General features: G+C 73.6%; 23 protein-coding genes. 10 read left to right on the top strand and 13 right to left on the bottom strand.

Annotated features, from left to right (window positions below):
• The first annotated feature begins 52 nt into the window (after positions 1-52).
• Complete coding sequence (locus AB0K05_RS36500; RefSeq protein WP_271277447.1) at positions 53-1,465, top strand: NAD(P)/FAD-dependent oxidoreductase; 1,413 nt, start codon at positions 53-55, stop codon at positions 1,463-1,465.
• Here the strand turns inward: AB0K05_RS36500 and AB0K05_RS36495 are convergent.
• From AB0K05_RS36495 to AB0K05_RS36485, 3 genes are read right to left on the bottom strand one after another with little or no spacing between them, the layout of a single operon-like run.
• A complete protein-coding gene (locus AB0K05_RS36495) occupies positions 1,453-2,106 on the bottom strand; it encodes a TetR/AcrR family transcriptional regulator (protein WP_148032007.1) in 654 nt (217 codons plus the stop codon). The two genes, AB0K05_RS36500 and AB0K05_RS36495, sit on opposite strands and share 13 nt — an antisense overlap.
• A gap of 37 nt (positions 2,107-2,143) precedes the next feature.
• Positions 2,144-3,907: a TIM barrel protein gene (locus AB0K05_RS36490; RefSeq protein ID WP_364235438.1), complete on the bottom strand. Its 1,764-nt coding sequence runs from the start codon at positions 3,905-3,907 to the stop codon at positions 2,144-2,146.
• Positions 3,908-3,919: 12 nt separating this feature from the next.
• Positions 3,920-4,762, bottom strand: coding sequence for a shikimate dehydrogenase (locus AB0K05_RS36485; protein WP_364235435.1), 843 nt, complete (start codon positions 4,760-4,762; stop codon positions 3,920-3,922).
• A 195-nt stretch (positions 4,763-4,957) separates the two neighbouring features.
• Here AB0K05_RS36485 and AB0K05_RS36480 point away from each other — a divergent pair, with 195 nt between their 5' ends.
• From AB0K05_RS36480 to AB0K05_RS36460, 5 genes are all read left to right on the top strand, one after another.
• Complete coding sequence (locus AB0K05_RS36480; RefSeq protein ID WP_219544367.1) at positions 4,958-6,301, top strand: MFS transporter; 1,344 nt, start codon at positions 4,958-4,960, stop codon at positions 6,299-6,301.
• Positions 6,302-6,406: 105 nt separating this feature from the next.
• Positions 6,407-7,192: a hypothetical protein gene (locus AB0K05_RS36475; protein ID WP_364235431.1), complete on the top strand. Its 786-nt coding sequence runs from the start codon at positions 6,407-6,409 to the stop codon at positions 7,190-7,192.
• The gene (locus AB0K05_RS36470) at positions 7,189-8,286 is read left to right on the top strand and encodes a hypothetical protein (RefSeq protein ID WP_148032011.1); all 1,098 of its coding nucleotides are present in this window, start codon (positions 7,189-7,191) and stop codon (positions 8,284-8,286) included. The genes AB0K05_RS36475 and AB0K05_RS36470 overlap by 4 nt, the downstream gene beginning before the upstream one ends.
• A complete protein-coding gene (locus tag AB0K05_RS36465) occupies positions 8,283-9,710 on the top strand; it encodes a hypothetical protein (RefSeq protein ID WP_364235428.1) in 1,428 nt (475 codons plus the stop codon). Before AB0K05_RS36470 ends, AB0K05_RS36465 begins: the two co-directional genes overlap by 4 nt.
• On the top strand, positions 9,707-10,990 hold the full coding sequence (locus AB0K05_RS36460; protein ID WP_364235425.1) for an AAA family ATPase: 1,284 nt from the start codon (positions 9,707-9,709) through the stop codon (positions 10,988-10,990). The genes AB0K05_RS36465 and AB0K05_RS36460 overlap by 4 nt, the downstream gene beginning before the upstream one ends.
• On the opposite strand, the gene AB0K05_RS36455 is transcribed toward AB0K05_RS36460, so the two are convergent.
• On the bottom strand, positions 10,987-11,925 hold the full coding sequence (locus AB0K05_RS36455) for a GNAT family N-acetyltransferase (RefSeq protein ID WP_364235421.1): 939 nt from the start codon (positions 11,923-11,925) through the stop codon (positions 10,987-10,989). The genes AB0K05_RS36460 and AB0K05_RS36455 overlap by 4 nt on opposite strands.
• Positions 11,926-11,990: 65 nt before the next feature.
• Between AB0K05_RS36455 and AB0K05_RS36450 the strand changes: the two genes are divergently transcribed.
• A complete protein-coding gene (locus tag AB0K05_RS36450) occupies positions 11,991-12,311 on the top strand; it encodes an STAS domain-containing protein (RefSeq protein WP_271279209.1) in 321 nt (106 codons plus the stop codon).
• A gap of 72 nt (positions 12,312-12,383) precedes the next feature.
• Positions 12,384-12,815 (top strand): ATP-binding protein, encoded by a 432-nt coding sequence (locus AB0K05_RS36445; protein WP_148032014.1) that lies wholly within the window; start codon positions 12,384-12,386, stop codon positions 12,813-12,815.
• Positions 12,816-12,820: 5 nt separating this feature from the next.
• Here AB0K05_RS36445 and AB0K05_RS36440 read toward each other — a convergent pair whose 3' ends face one another.
• The gene (locus AB0K05_RS36440) at positions 12,821-12,994 is read right to left on the bottom strand and encodes a hypothetical protein (RefSeq protein WP_187281195.1); all 174 of its coding nucleotides are present in this window, start codon (positions 12,992-12,994) and stop codon (positions 12,821-12,823) included.
• A gap of 80 nt (positions 12,995-13,074) precedes the next feature.
• Positions 13,075-14,034: a Ppx/GppA phosphatase family protein gene (locus AB0K05_RS36435; RefSeq protein ID WP_148032015.1), complete on the bottom strand. Its 960-nt coding sequence runs from the start codon at positions 14,032-14,034 to the stop codon at positions 13,075-13,077.
• Positions 14,035-14,158: 124 nt separating this feature from the next.
• Between AB0K05_RS36435 and AB0K05_RS36430 the strand changes: the two genes are divergently transcribed.
• Positions 14,159-15,082: a formylglycine-generating enzyme family protein gene (locus AB0K05_RS36430; RefSeq protein WP_308248874.1), complete on the top strand. Its 924-nt coding sequence runs from the start codon at positions 14,159-14,161 to the stop codon at positions 15,080-15,082.
• A gap of 4 nt (positions 15,083-15,086) precedes the next feature.
• Positions 15,087-16,232, top strand: a complete 1,146-nt coding sequence (locus AB0K05_RS36425) for a UDP-N-acetylglucosamine--N-acetylmuramyl-(pentapeptide) pyrophosphoryl-undecaprenol N-acetylglucosamine transferase (RefSeq protein ID WP_364235415.1) — start codon at positions 15,087-15,089, stop codon at positions 16,230-16,232.
• Here AB0K05_RS36425 and AB0K05_RS36420 read toward each other — a convergent pair.
• The 7 genes from AB0K05_RS36420 to AB0K05_RS36390 form a co-directional block, all read right to left on the bottom strand.
• Positions 16,229-17,122 carry a hypothetical protein gene (locus AB0K05_RS36420; RefSeq protein ID WP_148032018.1) on the bottom strand — a complete coding sequence of 298 codons (894 nt, stop codon included), beginning with the start codon at positions 17,120-17,122 and terminating at the stop codon, positions 16,229-16,231. The genes AB0K05_RS36425 and AB0K05_RS36420 overlap by 4 nt on opposite strands.
• Before the next feature lie 101 nt (positions 17,123-17,223).
• The gene (locus AB0K05_RS36415) at positions 17,224-18,093 is read right to left on the bottom strand and encodes a hypothetical protein (protein WP_364235412.1); all 870 of its coding nucleotides are present in this window, start codon (positions 18,091-18,093) and stop codon (positions 17,224-17,226) included.
• Between the two features lie 72 nt (positions 18,094-18,165).
• Entirely contained in the window at positions 18,166-19,059 is an 894-nt protein-coding gene (locus tag AB0K05_RS36410; RefSeq protein WP_271279207.1) for a hypothetical protein, read from the bottom strand.
• Positions 19,060-19,107: 48 nt separating this feature from the next.
• Entirely contained in the window at positions 19,108-21,084 is a 1,977-nt protein-coding gene (locus AB0K05_RS36405) for an MMPL family transporter (protein WP_364235408.1), read from the bottom strand.
• A gap of 247 nt (positions 21,085-21,331) precedes the next feature.
• Positions 21,332-21,979, bottom strand: coding sequence for a response regulator transcription factor (locus AB0K05_RS36400; protein ID WP_271279211.1), 648 nt, complete (start codon positions 21,977-21,979; stop codon positions 21,332-21,334).
• Positions 21,976-23,076, bottom strand: a complete 1,101-nt coding sequence (locus AB0K05_RS36395; protein WP_364235406.1) for a sensor histidine kinase — start codon at positions 23,074-23,076, stop codon at positions 21,976-21,978. Before AB0K05_RS36395 ends, AB0K05_RS36400 begins: the two co-directional genes overlap by 4 nt.
• Positions 23,073-24,485, bottom strand: a complete 1,413-nt coding sequence (locus tag AB0K05_RS36390) for a hypothetical protein (RefSeq protein ID WP_364235403.1) — start codon at positions 24,483-24,485, stop codon at positions 23,073-23,075. The genes AB0K05_RS36395 and AB0K05_RS36390 overlap by 4 nt, the downstream gene beginning before the upstream one ends.
• Positions 24,486-24,522: the final 37 nt, after the last annotated feature.

Here is a 24,522-nt window from a genome sequence, read left to right as displayed (position 1 = left end):
GCTGATCGACTGGCAGACTGCCCCCAGGGGAAACGCCATCCGGGAGGTAACCGTGTCCGACGAGTTCGACGTCATCGTGATCGGAGCAGGCCCGGCCGGTGAGAACGTCGCCCAGCGGGCGGTGCGCGGCGGGCTGTCGGCCGCGGTCGTGGAGGAGCGGCTGGCGGGCGGCGAGTGTTCCTACTGGGCGTGCATCCCGAGCAAGGCGCTGCTGCGCCCGGTCGAGCTGGCCGCCGACGTGTCCCGGGTGCCGGGCCTGGAGGTGGGGCCGATCGACACGCGGGCGGTGCTGGCCCGCCGCGACGAGGCGGTCAGCCGCTACGACGACGCCGGCCAGGTGGGGTGGATCGAGAGCGTGCCCGCCACTTTCGTGCGCGGGCGCGGCAGGCTCGACGGCCCGCGCCGGGTCGTCGTGGACACCCCGGACGGCGGCGAGCGGGTGCTGACCGCCCGCCACGCCGTGGTGCTGGCGACCGGCAGCGTCGCCTCGGTGCCGCCGGTGCCGGGGCTGAGGGAGGCGGAGCCGTGGACCAGCCACGAGGTGACCGCCGCCTCCTCGGTGCCCGACCGGCTCGCGGTGATCGGCGGCGGCGTGGTCGGCTGCGAGATGGCGCAGGCCATGCACGGGCTGGGCGCCAGGCAGACGACGATGCTGGTGCGCGGCGGAGGGCTGCTGGAGCGGATGGAGCCGTTCGCGGGTGAGCTGCTGGCCGAGTCGTTCGCGGCCGCCGGGATCGACGTGCGGCCGCACACCTCGGCGGAGCGGGTGGAGCGGCCGGAGCCGGGCGGCAAGGTGACCGTCCACCTGCCGGAGGGCCCGCCGATCGAGGCCGACGAGGTGCTGGTCGCGACCGGCCGCAGACCCGCCACCAAGGGGCTGGGGCTGGAGAGCGTCGGGCTGCCGGCGGACCGGCCGGTCGAGGTGGACGACAGCCTGCGCGCCACCGGCGTGGACGGCGGCTGGCTGTACGCGGTGGGCGACGTCAACGGGCGCAACCTGCTCACCCACATGGGCAAGTACCAGGCGCGGGCGTGCGGTGACGTCATCGCGGCCCGGGCCAGGGGCGAGGCCGACGACCTGCCGGGGATGCGCGCGGTCGCCGACGGGTTCGGGCCGCCGCAGGTGGTGTTCACCGACCCGCAGATCTGCTCGGTCGGGCGCACCGAGTCGGCCGCCCGCGAGGCCGGGTTCCGGGTGCGGGCAGTCGAGTACGATCTCGCGGACGTGTCCGGCGCCTACCTGCTCGGCGACGGCTACCGCGGCCGGGCCAAGGCGGTGGTGGACGAGGACCGCAAGGTGCTGCTGGGTGTAACGTTCGCCGGGCCGGGCACGGCCGAGCTGCTGCACTCGGCGACCGTCGCGGTGACCGGCGAGGTGCCGCTGGAGCGGCTCTGGCACGCCGTGCCGTCGTTCCCGACGGTGAGCGAGGTGTGGCTGCGGCTGCTGGAGGCCTACGGTTTGTGACCGCCGCGCAGGTAGGCGACGGTCATCTCGCCCACCATGCGGCGCAGCCGGTCGCGGTGTTCGGGCGCGGCCATGTCGCGCCCGAACAGCGCGCCGAACGTGTGCTGGTTGGCCACCCGGAAGAAGCAGAACGCGCTGATCATCATGTGCACGTCGACGGCGTCGGCCTCGGTGTCGAAGTCGCCGCTGGCCCGGCCCGCCTCCAGGATGCGCTCGATGACGCCGAGCACGGGCGTGCCGAGGTTGGCCAGGGCCTGCGACTTGCGTATGTGCTCGGCCCCGTGGATGTTCTCGATCGCGACGAGCTTGATGAAGTCGCGGTGGGCCTCGTGGTGGTCGAAGGTCAGCTGCGCGAGCGTGCGGATCGCCTCGACCGGCGCCAGGTGCTCCACGTCGAGGTCGCGCTCGGCGGCGCGGACCTCGGAGTATGCCTTCTCCAGGACGGCGATGTAGAGCTTCTCCTTGCTGCCGAAGTAGTAGTAGATCATGCGCTTGGTGGTGCGCATCAGCTCGGCGATCTCGTCGACCCGCGCCCCCGCGTAGCCGCGCCTGGCGAACTCCCGCTGGGCGACCTCGAGGATCTCCGCCCTGGTGCGGTCGGCGTCGCGCCGTCGCTCACCGGTGGCTGGCTGCGAGGTCATGTGACTCCACGGGACGGCGGGGACGATACGCCTCATCCTATGACCGCTCGGCGTGCTGCACGGCCAGCCGGACGGCCGCGTTGGCGGCGCCGTACCCGTCGTAGCCGCCGATCCGCTGCACCAGCTCGAAGAACACCCGGCCCGCCGTCACCGTGTACAGGTGCAGGAACTCGCCCTCCTCGTCCCTGTCGTACAGCAGCCCCAGCTCCCTGATCTCCGGGTCCGTCCCGTACCGGGCCTCCAGGTTGTCGTAGTAGTTGGCCGGGATGGGCAGCAGCAGGCCGGGATGGTCCGCGCGCAGCCGCCGGGCGAGCGCCCGCAGGTCGCGGACGGCGAACGCGACGTGCTGCCGGGACGCCTGGCGGGCGACCGTCCTGGCGATGTTGACGACCAGGCGGGTGCCGCCGCCGGCCATGGCGCGGCTGCGCAGCAGGCCGTACGGGTCGGCGACCTCCAGGCTCTCCTGCGGGCGCAGCCCGAGCACGCCGCGGTAGAACAGCGACGCCTCGTCGAAGTGCTGCCAGGGCTGGGTGAGCGCGACGTGGTCGATCCCGGTCACGTCCCCTTCCGGTACGGGCTCCGTACGGGGGAAGTCGGCCGTCCAGTCGGGGTGGTCGGCGTGGCCGGTGCGGCAGAAGAACAGCGCGGTCCCGTCGGGGGCGGCGATGGCGTCCAGCGGCGCGTCACGGGGCGCGCGCTCGCGCGGCAGCACCGGCGCGAGCAGTTTCCCGGCCCGTTTCACCGAAGCGGCCGGGTCGGGCGTCTCCAGCCCGATCGCCACCAGCGCCGGCTCCTCGTCGGCCGATTCCGCTGGGGCCGCGTTGAGGAGGACGCGGGCGCCGCCCTGCTCCCAGAGCTCGACCGGTTTCGTCCGATGCGTGCCGGTACGGGCGAAGCCGAGGGCCGACAGGATCCCGGGGAGCTCGGCGGAGCCCTCGGTGGCCAGCTCGGCGAAGGCGAACCCGGACGGCACCACGGGCGGCACCCCGTCCGGCGTCAGCGCCTCCTCCAGCGCGATCAGCGACCGCATCGCGTCCAGCGCGGTCCGGCGGGCGTCGGACTGGCGGAAGACGTCGTTGAACACCTCCAGCGACAGCGGTCCCGCGTATCCGGTGGCCAGCACGTGCCGTACCAGGCCCGTCACGTCGAAGCCGCCCTGGCCGGGGAAGCAGCGGTAGTGGCGGCTCCACTGCAGCACGTCCATGGCCAGCCGGGGCGCGTCGGCGAGCTGCAGGAAGAACACCTTCTCCCCCGGGATCGCCTCGATGCCGATGGGGTCGGAGCCGCGCGACAGGATGTGGAAGCTGTCCAGGCAGACGCCGAGCGCGGGATGGTCGGCCGTCCGCACGATCCGCCAGGCGTGCAGATACTCGCTGACGTGCCGTCCCCAGGCGAGCGCCTCGTAGGCGACCCGGATGCCGTGCCCGGCGGCCCGCTCGGCGAGCAGGCGGAGCTGGGCGGCGGCCAGCTCGTCGTCGGGCAGGGCGTCCGGGGAGACGTTCGAGCAGACCAGCAGCGTGTCCGCGCCGAGCCGGTTCATCAGCTCGAACGTGTACTCGGCGCGGCGCAGGTTGCCCTTGAGCACGTCGTCGGGCACCGCCTCGAAGTCGCGCAGCGGCTGGTAAATGTCGATGCCCAGCCCCAGGTCGTCCGCCCGCAGGCGGATCTCCTCGGGCGGCAGCGGGCAGGCGACGAGGTCGTTCTCGAACACCTCCACCCCGTCGAAGCCGGCCGCGGCGATCGCCTCCAGCTTCTCGGTCAGCGTGCCGCTCACCGACACGGTCGCGATGGACTTGCGCATGGCGTCCTCCTGTCAGGCGGTGACGAGTTCGGTCAGGTGGGCGAGCATCCGCTCCGCGTCCGGTTTCCTGCCCGTGAACAGGTGGAAGGCGTGGGCCGCCTGGAAGACGACCATGCCGCCGCCGTGGAGGGTGCGGCAGCCCAGGGCTCGGGCCTGGCGCAGCAGCTCGGTCTCCAGCGGCCGGTAGACGATGTCGGCCACCCACAGGTCCGGGCGGAGCAGGGCGGCGGGCAGCGGCAGGCCGGGGTGCCCCGCCATGCCGGTGGGGGTGGCGTGCACCAGCCCGTCGGCGTCCGGCAGCAGCTCCGGCAGGTCGTCCGGGGCCGCCGGGCGCGCCCGGCCCGCGCCGAACCGCTCGGCCAGCTCCCCCGCCAGCGCCCGGGCCCGGCCGGGCTCGGCGTCCACCACCGTCAGCTCGCCCGCGCCCAGCGTGAGCAGCGCGTGCGCGACCGCCGCCCCGGCGCCGCCCGCGCCGAGCTGCGTCACCCGGCGGGTGGGCGCGCCGGGCAGGTCGCGCGCGAACGACTCGGCGAAGCCGGTCCAGTCGGTGTTGTGCCCGACGGCGCGCTCGCCGTCGAACACCACCGTGTTGACCGCGCCCAGCGTGGCCGCGTCCGCCGACAGCTCGTCCAGGTGCGGGAGCACGGCCCGCTTGCAGGGATGGGTGATGTTCAGCCCGTCGAAGCCGAACCGCCGCGCGGCGCGGACCAGCTCCCCCACCTCGGCGGCGTCGGCCGCCTCGATCAGGCGGTAGACGTACGGGATGCCGAGCCGGACCGCCTCCCGCTCGTGCAGGGCGGGGCTGAGTGACGGCCCGATGCCGGAGCCGATGAGCCCGATCAGGTAGGAGGTCATGCTCACCCTCATGAGTTATGTACGAACTAGTGAGTTAGTCATAACATCTCCGGAGCCGTCCCGTGAAGAGACTCTTGACATGAGATCGCGGTCACAGGAGCATGGCGAGCAATTAACTATCTAGTTCGTAACAAGTGCGGGGCCCGGACGGGGGCACGGTCCACACTGACGACGCCGCACCAACAGGGAGCCATCGTGACCGACCAACCCCCCGGCGCCCGCCAGGGCACGCCGCGCAAAGCGGCCGTCGCGGCCTGGATAGGCAGTGCGCTGGAGTACTACGACTTCTTCATCTACGGCAGCGCCGCCGCCCTCATCTTCTCCAAGGTGTTCTTCGACGAGTCCGATCCCACCACGGCGACCCTGCAGTCGCTGGCCAGCTTCGGCGTCGCCTACGCCGCCAGGCCCGTGGGCGCGTTCATCCTCGGTCACGTCGGCGACAGGTTCGGCCGCAAGCGCATCATGGTGTTCACGCTCGTGCTCATGGGCGTGTCGACGTTCCTCATCGGCTGCCTGCCGAGCCGCGACCAGATCGGCGACCTCGCCCCGGTGCTGCTGGTCGTGCTGCGCATCATGCAGGGCCTGTCGGCCGCCGGGGAGCAGGCCAGCGCCAACTCCATGACCCTGGAACACGCCCCCGAGCACCGGCGCGGCTACTACACCAGCTTCACGCTCAACGGCACGCAGTTCGGGCAGATCCTGGCCACCGTCGTGTTCATCCCGGTGGCGGCCATGCCCGAGGAGCAGTTGCTGTCCTGGGGCTGGCGGGTGCCGTTCTGGATGAGCGTGATCGTGGCCGTGGTCGGCTGGGTGATCCGGCGCAAGCTGGAGGAGACGCCGGCGTTCGAGCGCGAGGTGGCCCAGGGCACGGTGCCGCGGATGCCGCTGTCGCTGCTCTTCCGCGACCACTGGGCGAGCGTGGTACGGGTGGTGTGCGCGGCGCTGATCGCGACGGTCAGCACCATCTTCACCGTGTGGGCGCTCAACTACGCCGTCGAGAACGTCGGCCTGGACCGGGCCACCATGCTCTGGGTGAGCACCGTGGCCAACACCGCCGCACTGCTGGCCATCCCGCTGTGGGCCATGCTGTCGGACCGGATCGGGCGCAAGCCCGTGTTCCTCATCGGAGCCGTCGGCAGCCCGATCATGATCTTCGCCTACCTGGCGGCGATCAACTCCGGCAGCTACCCGATGATCTTCCTGGTCGGCATCCTCACCCTCGGCGTCGTCTACAGCGCCTCCAACGGCATCTGGCCCTCGCTCTACGGGGAGATGTTCACCACCAAGGTGCGGCTGTCGGGTATGGCCATCGGCACCCAGATCGGCTTCGCCGTCGCCGGCTTCGCCGTCGCCTCGGCGGCCGGCATCGTCTCCCCCGGAGGCTGGCTCGGCCTGCAGGGCTGGGTCGGCGTCGGCATCTTCACCGCCATCCTCTGCGCGATCAGCGCGGTGGCCGTGGCCACGGCGCGCGAGACGCACAAGGTCCCCACGGACCAGCTCGGCCTCCCGCCCGCCGACCGCGTCACCACCTCCGCCTGACCCTTCCGTACGCGGCCGCGCCCTTCCCGGGTGCGGCCGCGTACGCGTCTCCGGGACACGCACCGAAATACTGGTAATTACTGGAACCCCTGATACCCTCGCGCCATGAGTGACCGGCTGGACGAGCTCGAACGGCGCATCGACGAGCTCAGGGCCGGTGTGCGCAGGGCCATGCGGGCCAGGGACGGCTCGGCGGCCAGGGCGCTGCGGGCCGAGCTCCGCACCGCCGAGAAGGCGTGGGACTCCCTGGTGAGCGGCGAGAAGCCCAACGGGAAGACGCAAGGGCCGCGGCTGGTGACCGTGCGCGAGCAGGTGCACCAGGCGCTGGAGCTGCTGGGCGCGCCCGCGCAGGCCCGGCTGGTGGTGGCGGTGAGCGGCGCGTTCCAGGCCGGCACGATCCGCAGCTCCCAGCTCACCAGCCTGCGCAGGGACGAGGAGCGCTCGTTCCGCTCGTCGCCGTTCGGGCGGCCCTACTACCTGTGCGCGGCGCTGACCGACCGGCTCTCCCCCGCCCGCGGCTACCTCACCGTCAGCACGTGGCCGGTGGAGCGCCGGGTGGTGGGCCCGCTCAGCCCCCGCGTCGACTTCCTCACCTGCGCGATCCGGATCGCCGAGCACACCGCGGGGCGGCGCTCGCCCGACGGCGACCGGCTGTTATCCAGGATGGCGCGCAACATCCCTGGCGCCGGTGACGAGGTGCCGCCCGACCCGGCGCGGGTGGCCGAGGCGGCGCGGCGGGAGCTGGCCGTGCACGCCGGGCGCGACGCCGGCGACCGCGCGGAGCTGGCGGGACGCGCCGACACCCAGCTCGATGACGTGGCCCGGCTATTCGGGGCCACTACGCTGACCACTGTTCCAAGATCAGTCATGGCTATGGGAGGCGGCCGATGAACCGGCTCGACGCGCTGCGCGGCACCACACCGCCGAAGCCGCACGACGCCCGGGCGATCGCCGCGCTGGCGGCCAACCCCGGCTGCACGCGGCGGGCGCTCATGGACGGCGCCGGGATCGACAAGGACGCCGTCGCCCGCCACCTGGGGTTCCCCGCCCCGTTCGGCCAGTCGCCGTTCGCGATCACCCGGGGCAACGCGTTCGAGGCGCTGGTGAAGGCCGACGGGTGCGCGGAGCTGATCCGGATGCTGCGCGAGCTGCTCGGCCTGCCGATCGACGAGGTGGCCTACCACGACGTGGAGAACGTCGGCGCCCACCTGCGCCACACCCACACCCGCGCGCTGATCGACCGCGCGGCCAGGGGCGAGGGCGTGGGCACCGTCTACGACCACCCGCTGTTCACGCTGGGCATCGCCGGCCACACCGCCTATCTGGAGCCCGACGTGGTCGCGTTCCAGCTCGGCGGCCGGTTCCACATCGTGGAGATCAAGTCGTTCGCGGTGGTCGACGGGCAGGCCGACCCGGCCGCGGTGGCGGCGGCCGCGCGGCAGGCGGCGGTGTACGTGCTGGCGCTGCGGACGCTGCTGGAGGAGCTGGGCCACGACCCGCTCCGGGTGGCCGACGACGTGGTGCTGGTCTGCCCGGAGAACTTCGCGAACCGCCCGGTGGCGACGCTGGTCGACGTGCGCCGCCAGCTCGCGGTGCTGCGCCGCCAGCTCTCCCGGATGACGAGCCTGGACCGACTGCTGGACGCGCTGCCCGAGGACGTGACGTTCGACCTGGCGCCGGACGCCGACGGGCGGCCGGCCAGGCCGGTCGCGGAGCTGGCCGACGCGGTCCGCAGGGCCGAGGCCCGCTACGCGCCCGACTGCCTGTCCACGTGCGACCTGTGCTTCTTCTGCCGCGACGAGGCCCGCCAGGAGGGCGCGTCCGATCTGCTGGGCCGCGCCGTCCGCGACGAGCTCGGCGGCGTGGCGTCGGTGCGGGAGGCGCTGGCGCTGGCCGACGGCTCGCGCGCGCCCGCGCAGGGCCAGGAGGAGATCGCCCGGCTGCTGCGCGGCGCCGAGCGGCTGCGGCGGGAGTGCCTGGCGTGAGCCTGCTCACCTCGCTCGCCCGGCTGCGGGCGATCGACGAGGGCGTCGCGCAGCCGATCGCGACCGTCCGCCACTGCCACCTGTCGGCGCGGCCGATGGTGTTCATCCCGCTGAAGCTGTCGGGTGAGGCGGCGGCGCCGCTGGCCGCCATGCTGGGCACCGACCCCGCCGAGCCGCGGCTGCTGGCGGTGGCCCAGCCGCGCAACCGCGACCTGCGCTTCGCCTGGACGGCCGACCTGGCCGGGGTGCTGCTGCCGTACGTGGCGGGCTTCACGGCCGAGACCGAGACGGTGGAGCGGCGCGGCGCCGACCCGTACGAGCGGGCGCTGGACGCGCCGCAGCTGATCGTGCCGAACCGGGCCGGGGTGGCCTTCACCCGGCTGCTCGGCCGCTCCACCCGGTTCCGGCGCACCGACGGGCCGTTCCCGGTGCCGGAGGGGGTGCCGCTGCTCGGCCGGTGGCTGACGTACTTCGCCGAGCGCGCCGCGTACCCCGGCTCGTCACTCATGCTGGCCGCGACCGACGAGCTGGCCCGTCACTGGGCGAGCGGGCAGAGCGCGCTGGAGGACGCCAACCTGGCGGCGCTGCTCGCCTGGATCACCGACGGGCCCGACGACGCGGCCGAGGACCCGCTGATCTGGCCGCCGGCCGGCCCGGCCACCGATCCGGGGTTCGACGCGGAGGTGCTGGCGCCGGCGATGGAGAGCGGATCGGCCGAGCGGATCACCGAGGCGCTGCGCACCCAGCTGGAGCCGACGTGGCGGCTGGTGTGGCGGGCCGTCGAACTGCTGCGCGGCCTGGAGCCGGGCGCGAGCGTGGCGCAGCGGTGGGAGCACGACCGCGGCTCGTTCAGCGGCATGACCGCGCAGCTCGCGGAGGGGGCGCCGCCGCAGGCCCGCCGCGACGGCGCGGTGGCCGCGGCGGCCCGGCTCTCGCGGATGGAACGCGCCCAGGCCGCCTACGAGGTGCAGCGCGCCTACGACGACCCGCTGGTGATGGCCGAGTACCGGCTCACGGGCGAGGCGTTCGCGGGCGAGGTCGTCGACACGGCGCCCGGCAACACCGAGGGCGAGGGCCGCTCACGCAAGCTGCGCCCGCTGGTGACGGTCAAGACCGACGATCCCGTACGGATCCCGCCCGGCACCTCGCTGGGCACGCCGGAACGGCGCGGGCAGGGGGCCGAGCTGGTGTCGGCGGGCGACGGCCTGGTCACCTTGAAGATCACCAAGGGCATGGGGCGGGGCAAGACCCCGGCGCCCGGCGCGGTGCCGGAGATCGGCGAGCGGGTCTGCTACAGCTCGCTGACCGACGAGTTCCAGGGCGCGGCGGCGCTGCCGGAGCCGGAGGCGACGCCGTGGACCCACGGCGGCCCGCCGCGCCCGTACGAACCTGCCGACGAGGACGCCCGGGAGGAGTGGTCGTGATCCCCGAGCCCACGCCTGAGGAGGTCATCCGGCGGGTGCTGGCCGACCTGCCGGGCCACCGCGGCGTGGTGGTCGACTCGCCGCCCGGCGCGGGCAAGTCCACGCTCGTGGTGCGGGCGGCGGCGCACTTGGCCGCCACCGGTGAGCCGCTGATGATCGTCGCCCAGACGAACGAGCAGGTGGACGACCTGGTGACGCGGATCTGCGAGAAGCATCCGCGGCTCACGGTGGGCCGGCTGTCGGCGGGCGGCTACGTGCCGCGCAAGCGGATGCTGGAGCTGCCAGGGGTGACCTTCGGCACCCGCGTCCAGGATCTCGGCGATCCGGACGTCGTCATCGCCACCGCCGACAAGTGGGCCTGGATCAGCGGCCGGACGTGGCCGTGGGCCATCGTGGACGAGGCCTATCAGATGCGCTCCGACAAGCTGCTGCGCATCGCCGGGCTGTTCGAGCGGGCGTTGTTCGTGGGCGACCCCGGACAGCTCGACCCGTTCTCCATCGTGGACGGCGACCGGTGGTCGGGGCTGTCGTGGGATCCGCTGCAGAGCGCCGTGTCGGTGCTGCTGCGGCACAACCCCGACCTGCCGGTGCACCGGCTGCCGGTGTCGTGGCGGCTGCCCTCGTCGGCGGCGCCGGTGGTGTCGCGGGCGTTCTACCCGTTCACCGGGTTCCGGTCGGGCACCGGTCCGGGCGACCGGCGGCTGGAGCTGGTCACCGGCGGCATGGGCACGGTGCACGACCGGGCGCTGGAGGAGGCGGCCCGCTCCGGGTGGGCGCTGCTGGAGCTGCCGAACCGGCACACCGTGCGGACCGACGCCGAAGCGGTGGAGGCGGTGGCGCTGCTGGCGGCCCGGCTGATGCAGCGCGGCGCGGTGGCGAGCTCGGAGCAGGGCGAGCGGCCGGTGACGGCCGACCGGATCGCGGTCGGCGCCGCCCACCGCGACCAGGTGGCGGCGATCAGGAACGCCGGGCTGCCGCCGGAGATCACCGTCGACACCGCCAACCGGCTGCAGGGCCGCGAGTACGACGTGACGATCGTGCTGCACCCGCTGTCGGGGCGGCGCGACGCGACCGCCTTCCACCTGGAGTCGGGGCGGCTGTGCGTGCTGGCGTCGCGGCACCGGCACGCGTGCGTGGTGGTGGCCAGGGCGGGCATCGCCGAGCTGCTCGACGCGCATCCGTCGGCGGAGCCGGTGCAGCTCGGGGTGCCGGTGAAGTTCCCCGACGGGTGGGAGGCCAACCAGGCGGTGCTGGACCACCTGGCGGCCCACCGGGTCTAACCGGCTTCGACGGTGCGCCGCCAGATGTCGATGACGAGGACCGGGCGCATCCCCTCCGACTCGTACAGGCCCAGCGCGGGGGTGGTGTTGTTGGTGTCGACGTGCAGGATCGTGCCCTCGCGGCCGCGGGCGGCGTCGGCGGCGATGGCGGTGCGCAGCAGCAGGCGGCCCAGGCCCCGGCCGCGGAACTCGGGCCGCACGGCGAGCGTGTCGACGTAGCCGCAGCCCTCGTCGGCGGCGAACTGGTTGTTGCCGAGCACCATCGCGGCCGCGCGGCCGTCCACCCTGGCCAGGGTGAGCTGGCTCCAGTCGGTGGTGGGGATCGCCTGCCTGCGGGCGTACCAGCGGTCGTAGTCGACGTAGGCGTGGCCGAAGTGGTCGGCGAAGCCCTCCTGGTACACCTCGTGGGCCTCGCGGCGGACCTGCTCGTTCTGGCCGCCGTGCAGGGTGACGCCGGGCGGCGGCGTCGGTGGCTCGACGGGGCCGTCGAAGTCGACGCGCATGCGGTGGAAGCTGGTGGCGGCCGCGAACCCGTACCCGGTGACGAGCGCCTGCTTGGCCCGGTCGGCCCGGTAGACGCCGACGTCGGTGACGGCGGCGGGGTGGCCCGCCTCGCGGGCGAGCGCGCCCGCGCGCTCCAGCACGAGCGGCCAGAGCCGCTCGGCGAGACCGGCCACGCCGGGGCGGACGATCACGTCGGCGTCGACGATCTCGCTCGCGCCCTGGCGGCGCGCCCACGCCCAGCCGTCGAGGCGGCCGTCCGGGCCGTGCGCGAGCCAGGCGTCGCTGTCGAGGTCGAAGCCGGGCTCGGCGAGCTCGCCCGCGATGTCGTCGAGGGTGAGGTCGGGCCGTCCGAGCACTTCGGTGTCGCAGGCGGCGCTGAGCTCGTGGATGGCCGGGGCGTCTCCGGCACCCGGTCGGCTGAAGTGATGCATGGGGTGATTGTCATGGTTGTGCCCCTCGCCGCGCGCTGTATTTTCGTGGTGGTTAGGCTGTGAGGGTGCCCGACAAGACCCCGCTGCAGATCGAGATCGACTCGTCCGACAAGACCACGGTCCAGCTCGCGGTCCGCGGTGACCTCGATTTCGACACCGCGGACGAGCTGTCGTCGGTCCTGCTGGGTGACGGATTCGAGCGGGTGGACGTCGACCTGTCGGGGCTGGGGTTCATCGACTCGTCGGGGCTGGCGGCCCTGGTCCGCCTCTACCAGCGGGTGGCCGCCGAGGACGCGGTGCTGCGGGTGGTCGCCGTCACGCCCTATCTGCGCAACCTGATGCGGATGACCGCGCTCGACCGCCTGTTCGGCCTGCCGCCGGGCTGAGCGTCTCCTTCCGTAACGAATGCTTCGCCGGATCATGGGCAGAGGCATTCTCGACACCGAAGGGAGGCGCCGGTGGAGACCACGATGGCGCTGCGGCTGCCCAGGGATGCGGCGAGCGTGCCGCTCATCCGGCAGATGCTCGACGGCACGCTGAACTCGCTGGGTGTGGAGCCGGAGATCCGGGACGACATCGAGCTCATGCTGACGGAGGCGTGCTCCAACGTGGTCAAGCATGCCGCGCCGAGCGACGAGTACACGGTGAGCGCCATGGTCTACGACGATCTGTGCGTGATCCGGGTGGTCGACACCGGCCATGGTTTCGACCCGGCGTCGGTCAGGGACGCGACGCCCGGGTCCGAGAACGGGCGGGGGCTGCAGATCATGCGGGCGCTGGCCGACGACGTCCGCTTCACCAACAAGCGGGAGAACGGCGCGGTGGTGTGCCTGGAGAAGCGGCTGCGCTACTCACCGGGCGCGGCGGGGCCGCACTTCATCCGGACGTGAGGACGTCATGGCTCACGGCCGCTCCGCCGGGCGGAGCCACCGTGTGTCAGGACGATCCCGCTCATGGAGGCCATCAGCGCCAGCCAGATGAGCACGGCCACCGCGATGCCCAGCACCGCGAGGAACGACAAGGAGAGGGCGACCAGCAGCGAGCCGATCGCGCCGAGCAACGTCCACACCCCGTCAGAGTTGCCCGCCGGTGCTCGTTCTCTGCAGTTTCATCGCGGTCAGTTGCCTGTTATGTGGCGATATATCCCTCTTACTCGGTGGCTCCGTCGGGCGCCTCCAGCCGTCCCGGCAGCGCGTCCAGCCGGCGCAGGATGACGCCCTCGCGCAGCGCCCACGGGCAGATCTCCAGCCGCTCCACCTCGAACAGGTCCATCACCGCGTCGGCCACGATCGCGCCCGCCGCGAGCTGGGCCGCCCGCCCCGCCGACACGCCGGACAGCTCGGCCCGCTCGGCGGCCGTCATGGCGGTCAGCTTGGCGGCCCAGTCGGCGGTGTCCTGCCGCGACAGCGAGCGCGGCACGTGGACGCCGTCGCTGGACGGTGCCGCCCCGGCGATCCTGGCCAGCTGCTTGAAGGTCTTGGAGGTGGCCACCGCCCGGTCGGCCCCGCCGTAGCGGACGACGGAGCCGACGGTGCGGGCGATCTCCGCGCGCACGTGGCGGCGCAGCCGGCGCACCTCGTCGGCGGACGGCGGGTCGGCGGTGAACCAGTCGCGGGTCAGCCGCCCGGCGCCGAACGGCAGCGACACCGCGACGTCGGGCTCCTCGTCGACCCCGGCCGCGATCTCCAGGGAGCCGCCGCCGATGTCGAACGCCAGCAGCCGCCCGGACGACCAGCCGAACCAGCGGCGCACCGCCAGGAACGTCAGCCTCGCCTCGTCGCGGCCCGACAGCACGTCGATGAGCACGCCGGTGTGCCGCTGGACCTTCTCCAGCACCCGCTCGCCGTTGGCGGCCTCGCGCACGGCGGAGGTGGCGAAGGCCAGCAGCTCCTCCACGCCCTTGTCCTCGGCGATGACCACGGCCTGCTCGACGAACGCGCGCAGCCGGTCCACGCCCTCGGCGGACAGCTTGTCGTCCGGGCCGAGATGCTCGCTGAGGCGCAGCTCCTCCTTGTGGGAGAACGCCGGGATGGGACGGCCGCCGCGGTGGGCGTCCACGACGAGTAAATGGACGGTGTTCGAGCCGATGTCCAGCACGCCGAGTCGCATGGCGATGACGCTACAGGCAGGCGCTTCGCCCGCGAAGCGGAGGCCGGGGGGCGACGACCGCGTGATCGTGGGCATGCCGGGGCGACTACCCTTCCTAGAGGTCGTGACACATGGGAGGAGCCAGATGAGCGCGTGCTGCGGGCCCGCCAGGGAGGCCGTCACCGGGGCGGACGCCCCCGAGGCGCCGGTCCTCGTGATGCCCGGGCCGGCGCGGCGGGAGCCGCCGCGCGGGATGGTCCGCGTCCCGGGCGGGACGTTCTCGGTGGGCGGCGACGACCCCGACGCCAACCCGGAGGACGGCGAGGGCCCGGTCCGCGAGGTGAAGCTGGATGCGTTCCTGATCGACCCGACCTGCGTGACGAACGCGCAGTTCGCCAGGTTCGTGAAGGAGACCGGATACGTGACCGAGGCCGAGCGGATCGGCTGGTCGTTCGTGTTCCGCCAGTTCGCCTCCCGCGGCGTCATGGACGCGAGCGTGCCGCAGGCTCCCTGGTGGGTCGGGGTGGAAGGAGCCTCCTGGCGCTCCCCCGAGGGGCCCGGCTCGTCGATCGGCGACCGGCAGAACCATCCGGTGGTGCAGGTGTCGTGGCACGACGCGACCGCGTACGCGCGGTGGGCCGGCAAGCGGCTGCCCACGGAGGCCGAGTGGGAGACCGCCGCCCGCGGCGGCCTGCGGCGGACCCGCTATCCGTGGGGCGACGAGCTGGCGCCGAAGGGGCGGCAGCGGTGCAACATCTGGCAGGGCCCGTTCCCCTCGGCGCCGAGCAGGGGCACGATGCCGGTCAAGTCGTTCCAGCCGAACGGCTACGGCCTCTACAACGTGGCGGGCAACGTGTGGGAGTGGACCGCCGACTGGTGGGACACCCGCTGGGAGCCGTACGCGGAGAACCCCACGGGCCCGGCCGAGGGCACCATGAAGGTGATCAGGGGCGGCTCCTACATGTGCCATGACTCCTACTGCAACCGCTACCGGCTGGCCGCCCGCACCGCCAACACCCCCGACTCGGCCACCGGACATACGGGTTTCCGGTGCGCGGCCATAGTCTGAGCCCATGTCACAAACCCTGCGACTGCTGATCACCGGCGGCGGCACCGGTGGTCACACCTACCCGGCCCTGACGACCCTGACGGCCATCCAGCGCCGGCAGGTGCCGCACGACGTGCTCTGGGTGGGCACGGCCAACGGCCTGGAGGCCAGGATCACCGCCGAGCACGGCATCCCGTTCAAGGCGATCACGACGGGCAAGCTGCGCCGCCGGCCCAACCTGCGCGAGCTCGGCACCAACCTGGCCGACCTGTTCCGCATCCCCGTCGGGGTGTTCCAGGCGATCGGCCACGCCGCCCGCTACCTGCCCGACGTGGTGCTGTCGACCGGGGGCTACGTGGCGGTGCCGATCGGGGTGGCGGCCAAGCTGATCCGCAGGCCGCTGGTCATGCACGAGCAGACGACGGTGGTGGGGCTGGCCAACCGGATCCTGTCCAGGCTGGCGACGCGGATCGCGCTGTCGCACGAGTCGTCGCTCGAACACCTGCCCGCCAAGGCCAGGGCCAAGGCCGTGGTGACGGGCAACCCGATCCGGCCCGAGCTGCTGCAGGGCAAGCGGGCGGCGGCCTACGACCTGTTCGGGCTGACGTTCGAGGTGCCGCTGATCTACGTGACGGGCGGCGCGCAGGGCAGCAAGCAGATCAACACACTGATCGCGGAGGTCCTGCCCAGGCTGCTGCCGCACGCCCAGATCGTCCACCAGTGCGGCCCCGCCTGGATCGAGCAGATGCGGGCCGTGGAGCTGCCGCCCGAGCTCGCCGACCGCTACCACCCGGTCCCCTACGTGGGGTCCGAGCTGGCCGACCTGTACGCGGCGGCCGACGTGGTGATCTCGCGCAGCGGAGCCGGCACGGTGTCGGAGCTGACCGCGATCGGCAAGCCGTCGCTGCTGATCCCGCTGATCCCGACGGGCGGCGACGAGCAGCGCAAGAACGCCGGCTATCTGGTGTCGGCGGGCGCGGCGCGGGCGCTGCTGGAGCCGAACCCTGCGGCCGACCAGCTGCTGGCCGAGCTGATGCCGCTGCTGGCCGACCCGGGCCTGCGGGCGGCGATGGGCGAGGCGGCCCAGAAGCTGGGCCGCGTGGACGCCGCCGACGTGCTGTGCGACCTGCTGCTGCGGACCGCCCAGCCCGCCCGGCCCGCCGCGGCCTAGGACCGCTCGCCCGGCTCCAGGTGGCGGAAGGCCTCGTGCGCGGAGCTGAGGCTGCGCCGCAGCGCCTGCTCCAGTTGGTCGGCGTCCTCGGCGAGCCGGGCGATCTCCGGCACCGCGAACGCGTCGGCCCCGGTCTCGGCGACCAGTTCCTCGTACTGGTGGATCCGGCCGCGCAGCTCCTCGACCTGCTGGTGGGCGCGGAAGGCGCGCTCGGCCTCGGTGACGTTGGCCGCGTAGCGTTCCAGCGCCTCGACCCGCGCCACCACGGCCTCCTCGCTGCTGTCGAGGGCCCGGGCGAGCGGTTCGGCGACGGCCGCCACCTCGGGGGTGACGGCGCCGGTGACGGTCTCGCGGTGTCTGGTGCGCAGCGCCGACAGCTTGGCCAGCAGGCGGGCGATCTCCCACTCCTGGGCGGGCAGCATCACCGCGTTACGCACCCCGTCGAGCAGCCCTTCGGCGTTGACCGACGACTCGTTGACGGTGGCGATGGCCCGTTGCGCACGGGCCAGCAGCCTGCGCGAGGCCTCGTCGAGGTCGTCGGTGAGCACGTAGCGGCCCTCGTACCAGCGCAGCTGCTCGTAGACCTCGCGGGCGAGCACGGCCTCCTCGTCCTCGTCGGTGAGGTCGTTGCGGATGAAGGCGACGAGCAGCACGGGCACGCCGACGAAGGCGAGCAGCAGCAGGCCGATGCCGCGGCTCATCAGGCCGAGCGCGATCAGCAGCACGGCGACGGCGGTCACGGCGACGGCCACGCCCTTGGACTGGGCGACGCCGGCGCGGGGCGGCGGCTCGGGAACCCAGCCGCGGCGCATCCTGACCAGGACCTGGCCGCTGTCCCTGATCAGTCGCGCGTCCTCCGGTGGCACCCCTGGATCCACCACGACTTCCACAAATCCGGATCCTATGGGAACTCTGCCCTTCGAGCTCGATTCTTTGTACGACAAACGGCGTGCGACCCTCCCTGTTGGCGGACGGCGGGGTGAACGGCCGATCACCCCTGTAAGTGACGGAACGCTTCGTGGGCCGACGTGACGCTGTCGCGCAGCGCCTGTTCGAGCCGGTCGGCGTCCTCGCTGAGCCGGCTCAGCTCGGGCACGGCCGAGTCGTCGGCGCCGGACTCGGCCAGGAGCTCTTCGTAGCGGGGCAACTGGGCGCTGAGCCGCGCGATCTGGTCGCGGGCGTGGTAGGCCCGCTCGGCCTCGGCGACGTGGCCGGCGTAACGTTCCAGCGCCTCGACCCGGGCCACGACCGCGCGCTCGCTGCTGTCGAGCACCTGGGCGAGCGGCTCGGCGATCGCCGCCACCTCGGGGGTGACGCCTTCGGAGACGACCTCCCGGTGTCCGGACCGCAGCGCCGACAGCTTGGCCAGCAGGCGCGCGATCTCCCACTCCTGGGCGGGCAGCATCACGGCGTTGCGCACGTCGTCGAGCAGCCCTCCGGCGTTGACGTGGGACTCCATGACCGCGTCTACGGCGGCCTGGGCGCGGGCCATGAGCCGGCGGGCGCTCTCGTCGAGGTCCTCGCGGAGCACGTAGCGGCCCTCGAACCTGCGGGCGCTGTCGTAGACGTGCCGCTCGACCACCTGGCGCCGCTCGGCCTCGGCGTCGGGCCTGGGTTTGGCGAGCACACCGGCGATGAGCAGCGCGGCCAGCGTCATGACGACGACGAACGGGGTGTAGAGGCCGGCGAGGAAGAAGTCGAGCCCGGCGCCGACGGCGACCAGCGCGACGAGCGTGGTGGTCATCCGGGTGACGAGCCCGAGAGCCGGAGGATGACGCCTGTTCGGCGGGGTCCACCCGGCGCGGATGCGCAGCAGGAGCTTGCGATGGTCACGGAACAGGTCGGCCGTCTCGGCAGGCACCGTCGGCTCCACTACCACCTTCGCATGACGACCCGGCACATTAAGGATCCTATGTGGCGGTCTGTCCGAACGTCAGCCTTCTAAGTAGCGAAAAGCCTCATGCGCGGAGGTGACACTTCGCCGCAGGGCGCGTTCCACGGAGTCGGCGTCCTCCGCGAGGCGTTCGATCTCGGCGACGGCCATCGTGCCGGCCCCGGTCTCGGCCAGCAGTTCCTCGTAACGCGGCAGCCTGGCGCGCAGCTCCTCGATCTGCTCGCGGGCATGGTAGGCCCGCTCGGCCTCGGCGACGTGGCCGGCGTAACGTTCCAGAGCCTCGACGCGCGCGACCACGGCCGCCTCGCTGCTGTCGAGCGCGCCCTGCAAAGGCTTGAGCACGGCCGCGACCTCGGGGGCGAGACCCCGGCCGAGGAGTTCGCGATGGTCGGCGCGCAGCGCCGACAGCTTGGCCAGCAGGCGGGCGATCTCCCATTCCTGCTCCGGCAGCAGGAGCGCGTTGCGCGGGCCGTCGAGCAGCCCTTCGGCGTTGACGTGGGAGCGCAGCACGGTGCCGACGGCCTGCTGGGCCCGGTGGAGCACGGCCGCGGCCTCCTCGTCGAAGTCCTGCGGGATCAGGTAGCGGCCGTGGTGCCGGCGGGCCTTCTCGTACAGGGCCCGCTCCTGGGGCCGGTGGTCGTCGTCGACCGCCTCGCTGATGTTGGCGATCTTGACGAGGACGAGGAAGACGAACCCGCCGAGCAGCAGGAACCCGGCGGGGGCGGCCGGCGAGTCCAGCAGCACGGCCATGAGCGCGATGACGAGCGGGGTGGCGGCGAGCAGCGCCACGCTGGAGGTGTTGCGCCGCCTGGCGGGGACCGGCAGGGCGGCCGGGGGCACCCAGCCCGTCCGGATCCTCGACAGCAGCGGGGCGTTGGCGCGCAGCATCCCCGCGGTCTCCGGCGGCACCGCCGGATCGACGACCACTCCCACGCTCTGCCCTGGCACCTCGGCGCCCCCAACGCTCCTCTGTTCCGGATACTACGAAACATCCCGCTCGGGTGTCAGCCTCGCGAAGGACAGGCCGGGGAACCACCAGTTACGGTCACCGAGCACCTCCATCGCGGCGGGCACCAGGACCATCCGCACGATCGTGGCGTCGACCAGCACTCCGGCGGCCAGCCCGACCCCCATGACGCGCAGCGCCCGGTCGTCGAACGCGCCGAAGGCGGCGAACACGCAGAACATGATCGCGGCGGCGGCGGTGATCACCCGGGCGGTCCCGGCGAGCCCGGCGGCGACCGCGGCGCTGTTGCCCAGCCCGTTCCGGTACTCCTCGCGGATGCGGGAGACGAGGAACACCTCGTAGTCCACGGACAGCCCGAACGTGATCACGAACAGCATCATCGGCACCCAGGCGTCGATCGGCCCGCCGGTGCCGAGCCCGAGCACGTCCCACTGGAAGACGGCGACGACCACCCCGTACGCGGCCCCGATCGACAGCAGGTTGACCAGGATCGCCTTGACGGGCACCGCCACGCTCCTGAACACGGCCATGAGCAGCGCCAGCGAGGCCAGCAGCACCGCGCCGACCGTCCACGGCAGCCGGTCGGCGGCGTGGTCGGCGAAGTCCACGGCGGCGGCGGTCGAGCCGGTCACCAGGACGGGCTCCGGCAGCTCGGCGCGGAGCCGGCGCACCAGGCCGGCGGTGGCCTCGTCCTGCTGCGCCGTGGCGGGCACGACGAGCGCGGCCCGCTCCCCCAGCGGCGTCACGCCCGCCACTCCCGGCGTGGCGCGGGCCCGCTCGACGGCGGCGCCGAGCGGGCGGTCGGAGGCGAGCACGAGCGGCGACCCGGCGCCCGGCCCGAACGCGCCGGCCAGCAGGTCGTGGGCGCGCCTGGTGGTGTCGGTGACGGGCCGGTCGGACGCGTCCGACCAGCCGGTGCGCAGGTCCAGCGCGGGCAGCGCGAGCCCGGCGAGCAGCGCCGTCGCCAGCAGCCCCGCCGTCCACGGCCGGCGCTGCACGGCCCTGCTCCACCGCGCCGACCACGGCTCCCCGCCGGTACGGGCCGGCAGCGAGAACCGGTCGATCCGGTGTCCGATCATGGTCAGCAGCGCGGGCAGGAGGGTGAGGGAGGCGAGCATGACCATGAGCACGCCGCACCCCGCGGCGACCGCGATGCCGCCGCCGAGCCCGGGGCCGAGGAACACGATGCCGGCGCCGGTGACGATGACGGTGACGCCGGCGAACAGCACGGACCTGCCGGCGGTCCGCATGGCCGTGCCGGCGGCTGTCTCGACCTCCTGGCCCTCGTGCAGTCCGGTGCGGAAGCGGGTGACGATGAGCAGGGCGTAGTCGATGCCGACGCCGAGACCGAGCATGATCGTGAGGTACCCGGCGAAGTCCGGCGTGGCGACCAGGTGGCCGAGCAGGGCGAGCAGACTGGTGCCGGAGACGACGCCCACGACCCCGATGGCGATCGGGAGGGCGGAGGCGAGCAGCGACCGGAACGCGTACAGCAGGATCACCGCCGCGGCCACCAGCCCGACCCCCTCGGTCAGGCCGCCGGGGGTGAAGTCGGCGAAGTCGTCGCCGGCCAGCTCGGCGGTGACGGCCCCGGCCTCGAAGCCGTCACGGACCTCGGCCAGCTCGCGGGCGGCGGTCTCGTCCGGGTAGTCGATCGGGATCGTGCCGACGGTCCCGTCCGGCGAGACGCGTGCGTACGAGGTCTCGGCGCGGACCCCCGGGACCTCGTTCATCCTCGTGAGAAGCCCGTCCACGGCTTGGCGGGCGGCCGGGGACTCGACCCCGGCGGGGGCGGACACGACGAGCGTGCCGGGCGGTTCGGCGGGTGCGGGCCCGAGCAGCTCGGCGGCCCGCCCGCTCTCACTGCCGGGCAGCGCGAACTCACCGGCCACCGGCGCCGGGTTCCAGGCGGCCCCGGCGACGAGCGCGGCGACCAGCGCCAGCCAGCCCAGCAGGACCAGCCGCCGGTGGCGGATACAGAATCGGATCATGCCGCCGACGCTAGGAACGGCCTCCCGCACCGGTCGTCAGCCCACCGCGGTCCCCCGCCTACCACACCCGCGGCATCCAGCACCGAACGACGGAGAGTCAAGGGCGGGTGAGAGTCGTCCCCCACCCGCAGCATCGGACGGCGGGGTCAGAGGCGGGTGCGGGTTGCCCCCCCCCACCGCACCCGGCACCGGACAGCGAGGGGTCAGAGGCGGGTGCAGGTCGTCCCCTACCGCACCCGCTGCGTGGTCAGGGGTGGTGGCCGGGGCGGGTGAGGCCGGTTTCGTAGGCGAGGACCACGAGTTGGGCTCTGTCGTGGACGCCGAGTTTGGTCATCATGCGGTTGACGTGCGTCTTGACGGTGGCGGGGCTCATGAACAGCTCGCCGGCGATCTGGTCGTTCGTGCGGCCGTGCGCGACGCGGGCGAGGACCTCACGCTCGCGGCCGGTGAGGGGGGCGAGCCGGTCGTCGTTCACGCCGGGCCGGGCGGCGAACTCCTCGATCAGCCTGCGGGTGACCCCCGGGGACAGGAGGGCGTCGCCCCGGGCGGCCACCCGGACCGCGTGCCGGATCTCGGCCGGTTCCGCGTCCTTGACCAGGAATCCGCTGGCGCCCGATCGGAGCGCCTCGTACACGTACTCGTCCAGGTCGAAGGTGGTCACCACGACGACGCGGGTCCGCCCGGAGACGATGCGGCGGGTCGCCTCCAGCCCGTCGACGCCGGGCATCCGGATGTCCATCAGCACCACGTCAGGCCCGAGCCGGGCCACCTCGCGCACCGCCTCGGCCCCGTCGGCGGCCTCCCCGACGACGGTGAGATCGTCCTCCGGGTCGAGCAGCGCGCGCAGCCCCGCCCGGACGAGCGGCTGGTCGTCGGCCAGCAGGACGGTGATCACGCGGGCATCCACGCCGCCACCCGGAACCCGCCCGCCGGACCGGCGCCCGTGGTGAGTCTCCCGCCCGCGGCCTCCACCCGCTCGGCCATCCCCCTCAGCCCATGGCCTCCCGCGTCCAGACCGGGGGTGCCGGACGGGCCGGTGCCGTCGTCGTCCACGCGCACGCGCACGCCCGCCTCCTCGTACGCCAGCGTCACCGTGGCGCGGGTGGCGCCCGCGTGACGGATGGTGTTGGTCAGGGCTTCCTGGACCACCCGGTAGACGGCCAGGTCCACGGCGGGCGGCAGCAGCCGGGGCTCGCCGGTGGTCTCCAGCGTGACCGGCAGCCCGGCGGTCCTGGCCAGGGCGGGGAGCTGGGCGCTGCCGGGCAGGGGATGCCGGGGCCGGAGCACGCCGAGCACGCCCTTCATCTCGGCCAGCGCCTGCCGGCTGGAGTCGCGGATCACCTGGAGGGCGTCGCGGGCTTCCGGCGGCCCGCCCGCGCGGGCGACGGCCTCGGCCGCGACGGCGGCGTGCAGCGCGATCACCGACACCGTGTGGGAGGTGACGTCGTGCAGTTCCCTGGCCACCCGCAGCCGCTCCTCCTGGGCGCGGCGCAGCGCCTCCTCCTCGCGGCCGCGCTCGGCCTCGGCGGCGCGGCGCTCGACTTCGAGGGTGTAGGCGCGGCGGGCCCGCGACACCTCGGCGGGCTGCGCGGCGACGAGGACGAGCAGCGCCCAGATGACCACGGCCACCGCGTTGTCCACCCCGGGGTGGAGGACCGCCGCGACCGCCGGCACCGCGACCAGGAACGCCGCCCCCGCCCAGCCCGCCGCCCGGCGGCCGGTCGAGATGGTGGCGAAGACCGAGATCAGCGCCGGAGCGGGCCAGAACGCGTACGCGTAGCCGAGGGTGAACAGGGCGGCGACCGCCCCGGCGCTGATCGCCAGCGCGACCTCCGGCCTGCGGGGCAGCCAGGCGAGCGCGAGCACGGCCGTGACGAGCAGCGCGTAGCCGGCCGGGTCGAGGGGCGTGGCCCCGGGCTGGTTGTCGTAGGCCATGACGGTCGAATACAGGACGACCACCGCCATGCCGCAGACCAGGGCGAGCGTCCTCACATGTTCACGGTAGTGCGCTCGTCCCCCGCCGCGCGATACCGCGGTCGCGGTATCCCGTGTACGGCGAGCGCGGCGGCGACGCAGGCCGGCGGGATCGCGGGCAGCACGTACCGGTGGTCGAAGTCGAGCGCGGCGACCGGCGCCACCAGGAGGAACGCGGCGAACGCCCACGGCAGCAGCGCCGGCCGCCGCCGCCCGACGGACCCGGCGGCCCCGGCCAGCAGCAGCACCCCGAAGAGGGTCCCGTGCAGGAACCACGGGTACGGGTAGGCGGCCAGCACCGATCCCCACGGCTCCACCGACCGCATCCCCCTGATGTCCGGGTCGTAGTCGGCGCGGACCGCGCGCACCAGCTCGTTGTCGGGCACGGTCCAGACCCCGTACGGGAACGTGGAGGTCGGCGTCATCCGGTCGGGGTGCGGCACCGGCTCCCAGGTGAAGGCGAGCGCGGTGTCCCCGGCGATCTGCCGCAGGTAGTCCAGGGGCTGGGCGGCGATGGCGCGCAGGGCGAAGGACCTGGCCAGGTCGTTGTGCGCGAACCGGTCGCCGGGCAGCAGGTTGAGCGAGGCGCCGGGCGCCCACACGTACTCGGAGGCGGCGTCCATCACGGTGCCGTTCGGGCAGAGTCGCGCCTCGGCGGGCGGCGGCTGGATGACCGAGCAGTCGGCGAACGTCATCGTGCGGGCCCATAACGCCACGCCGTCGGAGCCGCTGAGCGCGAACCGGTCGTGGTGGCGTTCGTACCATCCGGCGTAGGCGAGCAGCGGCAGCGCGCCGGCCACCAGCAGGACGGCCGCCCGCCGGCGCCGGCCCCGCCTGAGCAGGAGCCAGAGCGCGGCCAGGCCGATCAGCGGCACGGCGGCGGTGCGGGTGAGCCCGGCCAGGGCGAGCAGCAGGCCGGCCCCGGCCGCCGCCCGCGCGGTGACCTCCTCCCGGCGGCCCAGCACGAGCAGCGCGGCCATCACCAGGAAGATCGCCTGCAGGTCGGACAGGATCGCGTGCTCCAGCCGGACGAACGACGGGTCGAACAGCACCGGCAGCGTGGCGAGGGTGGCGCCCCAGCCGGGCAGCCCGCGCGAGCGCAGCAGCGCGTACATCAGCACGGCGACGCCCAGCCCCATCGCGTGCTGCACGCCCGCCACGAGTTCCACGCTGTGGAAGGGCCGCAGCAGCCACAGGAAGGCGGAGTATCCGGCGGGGTGGAAGGCCCCGTTCGGCCGCATGCGCACGGCGGTGTCGAGGTACGTGAACGAGTCGTACCAGTACACCATCGCGGTGTCGTACCCCAGCATGACCAGCACGCGCAGCGCGGCGGCGAGCACGAGCACGGCCGCGAACAGGCGGTGGCCGGCCGGTCGCGCCACGGCGGAGCGGCCTGGCGGGACACGGAAGGCGAGGACGGACGCCATGGCAGAGGTTCCCCCGGACGGGCCGGGCGGATCCCGG

This window comes from Nonomuraea sp. NPDC049486 (assembly GCF_040676925.1).
GTDB lineage: Bacteria > Actinomycetota > Actinomycetes > Streptosporangiales > Streptosporangiaceae > Nonomuraea > Nonomuraea ferruginea.
This window is presented reverse-complemented; position numbering and strand designations above follow the sequence as displayed.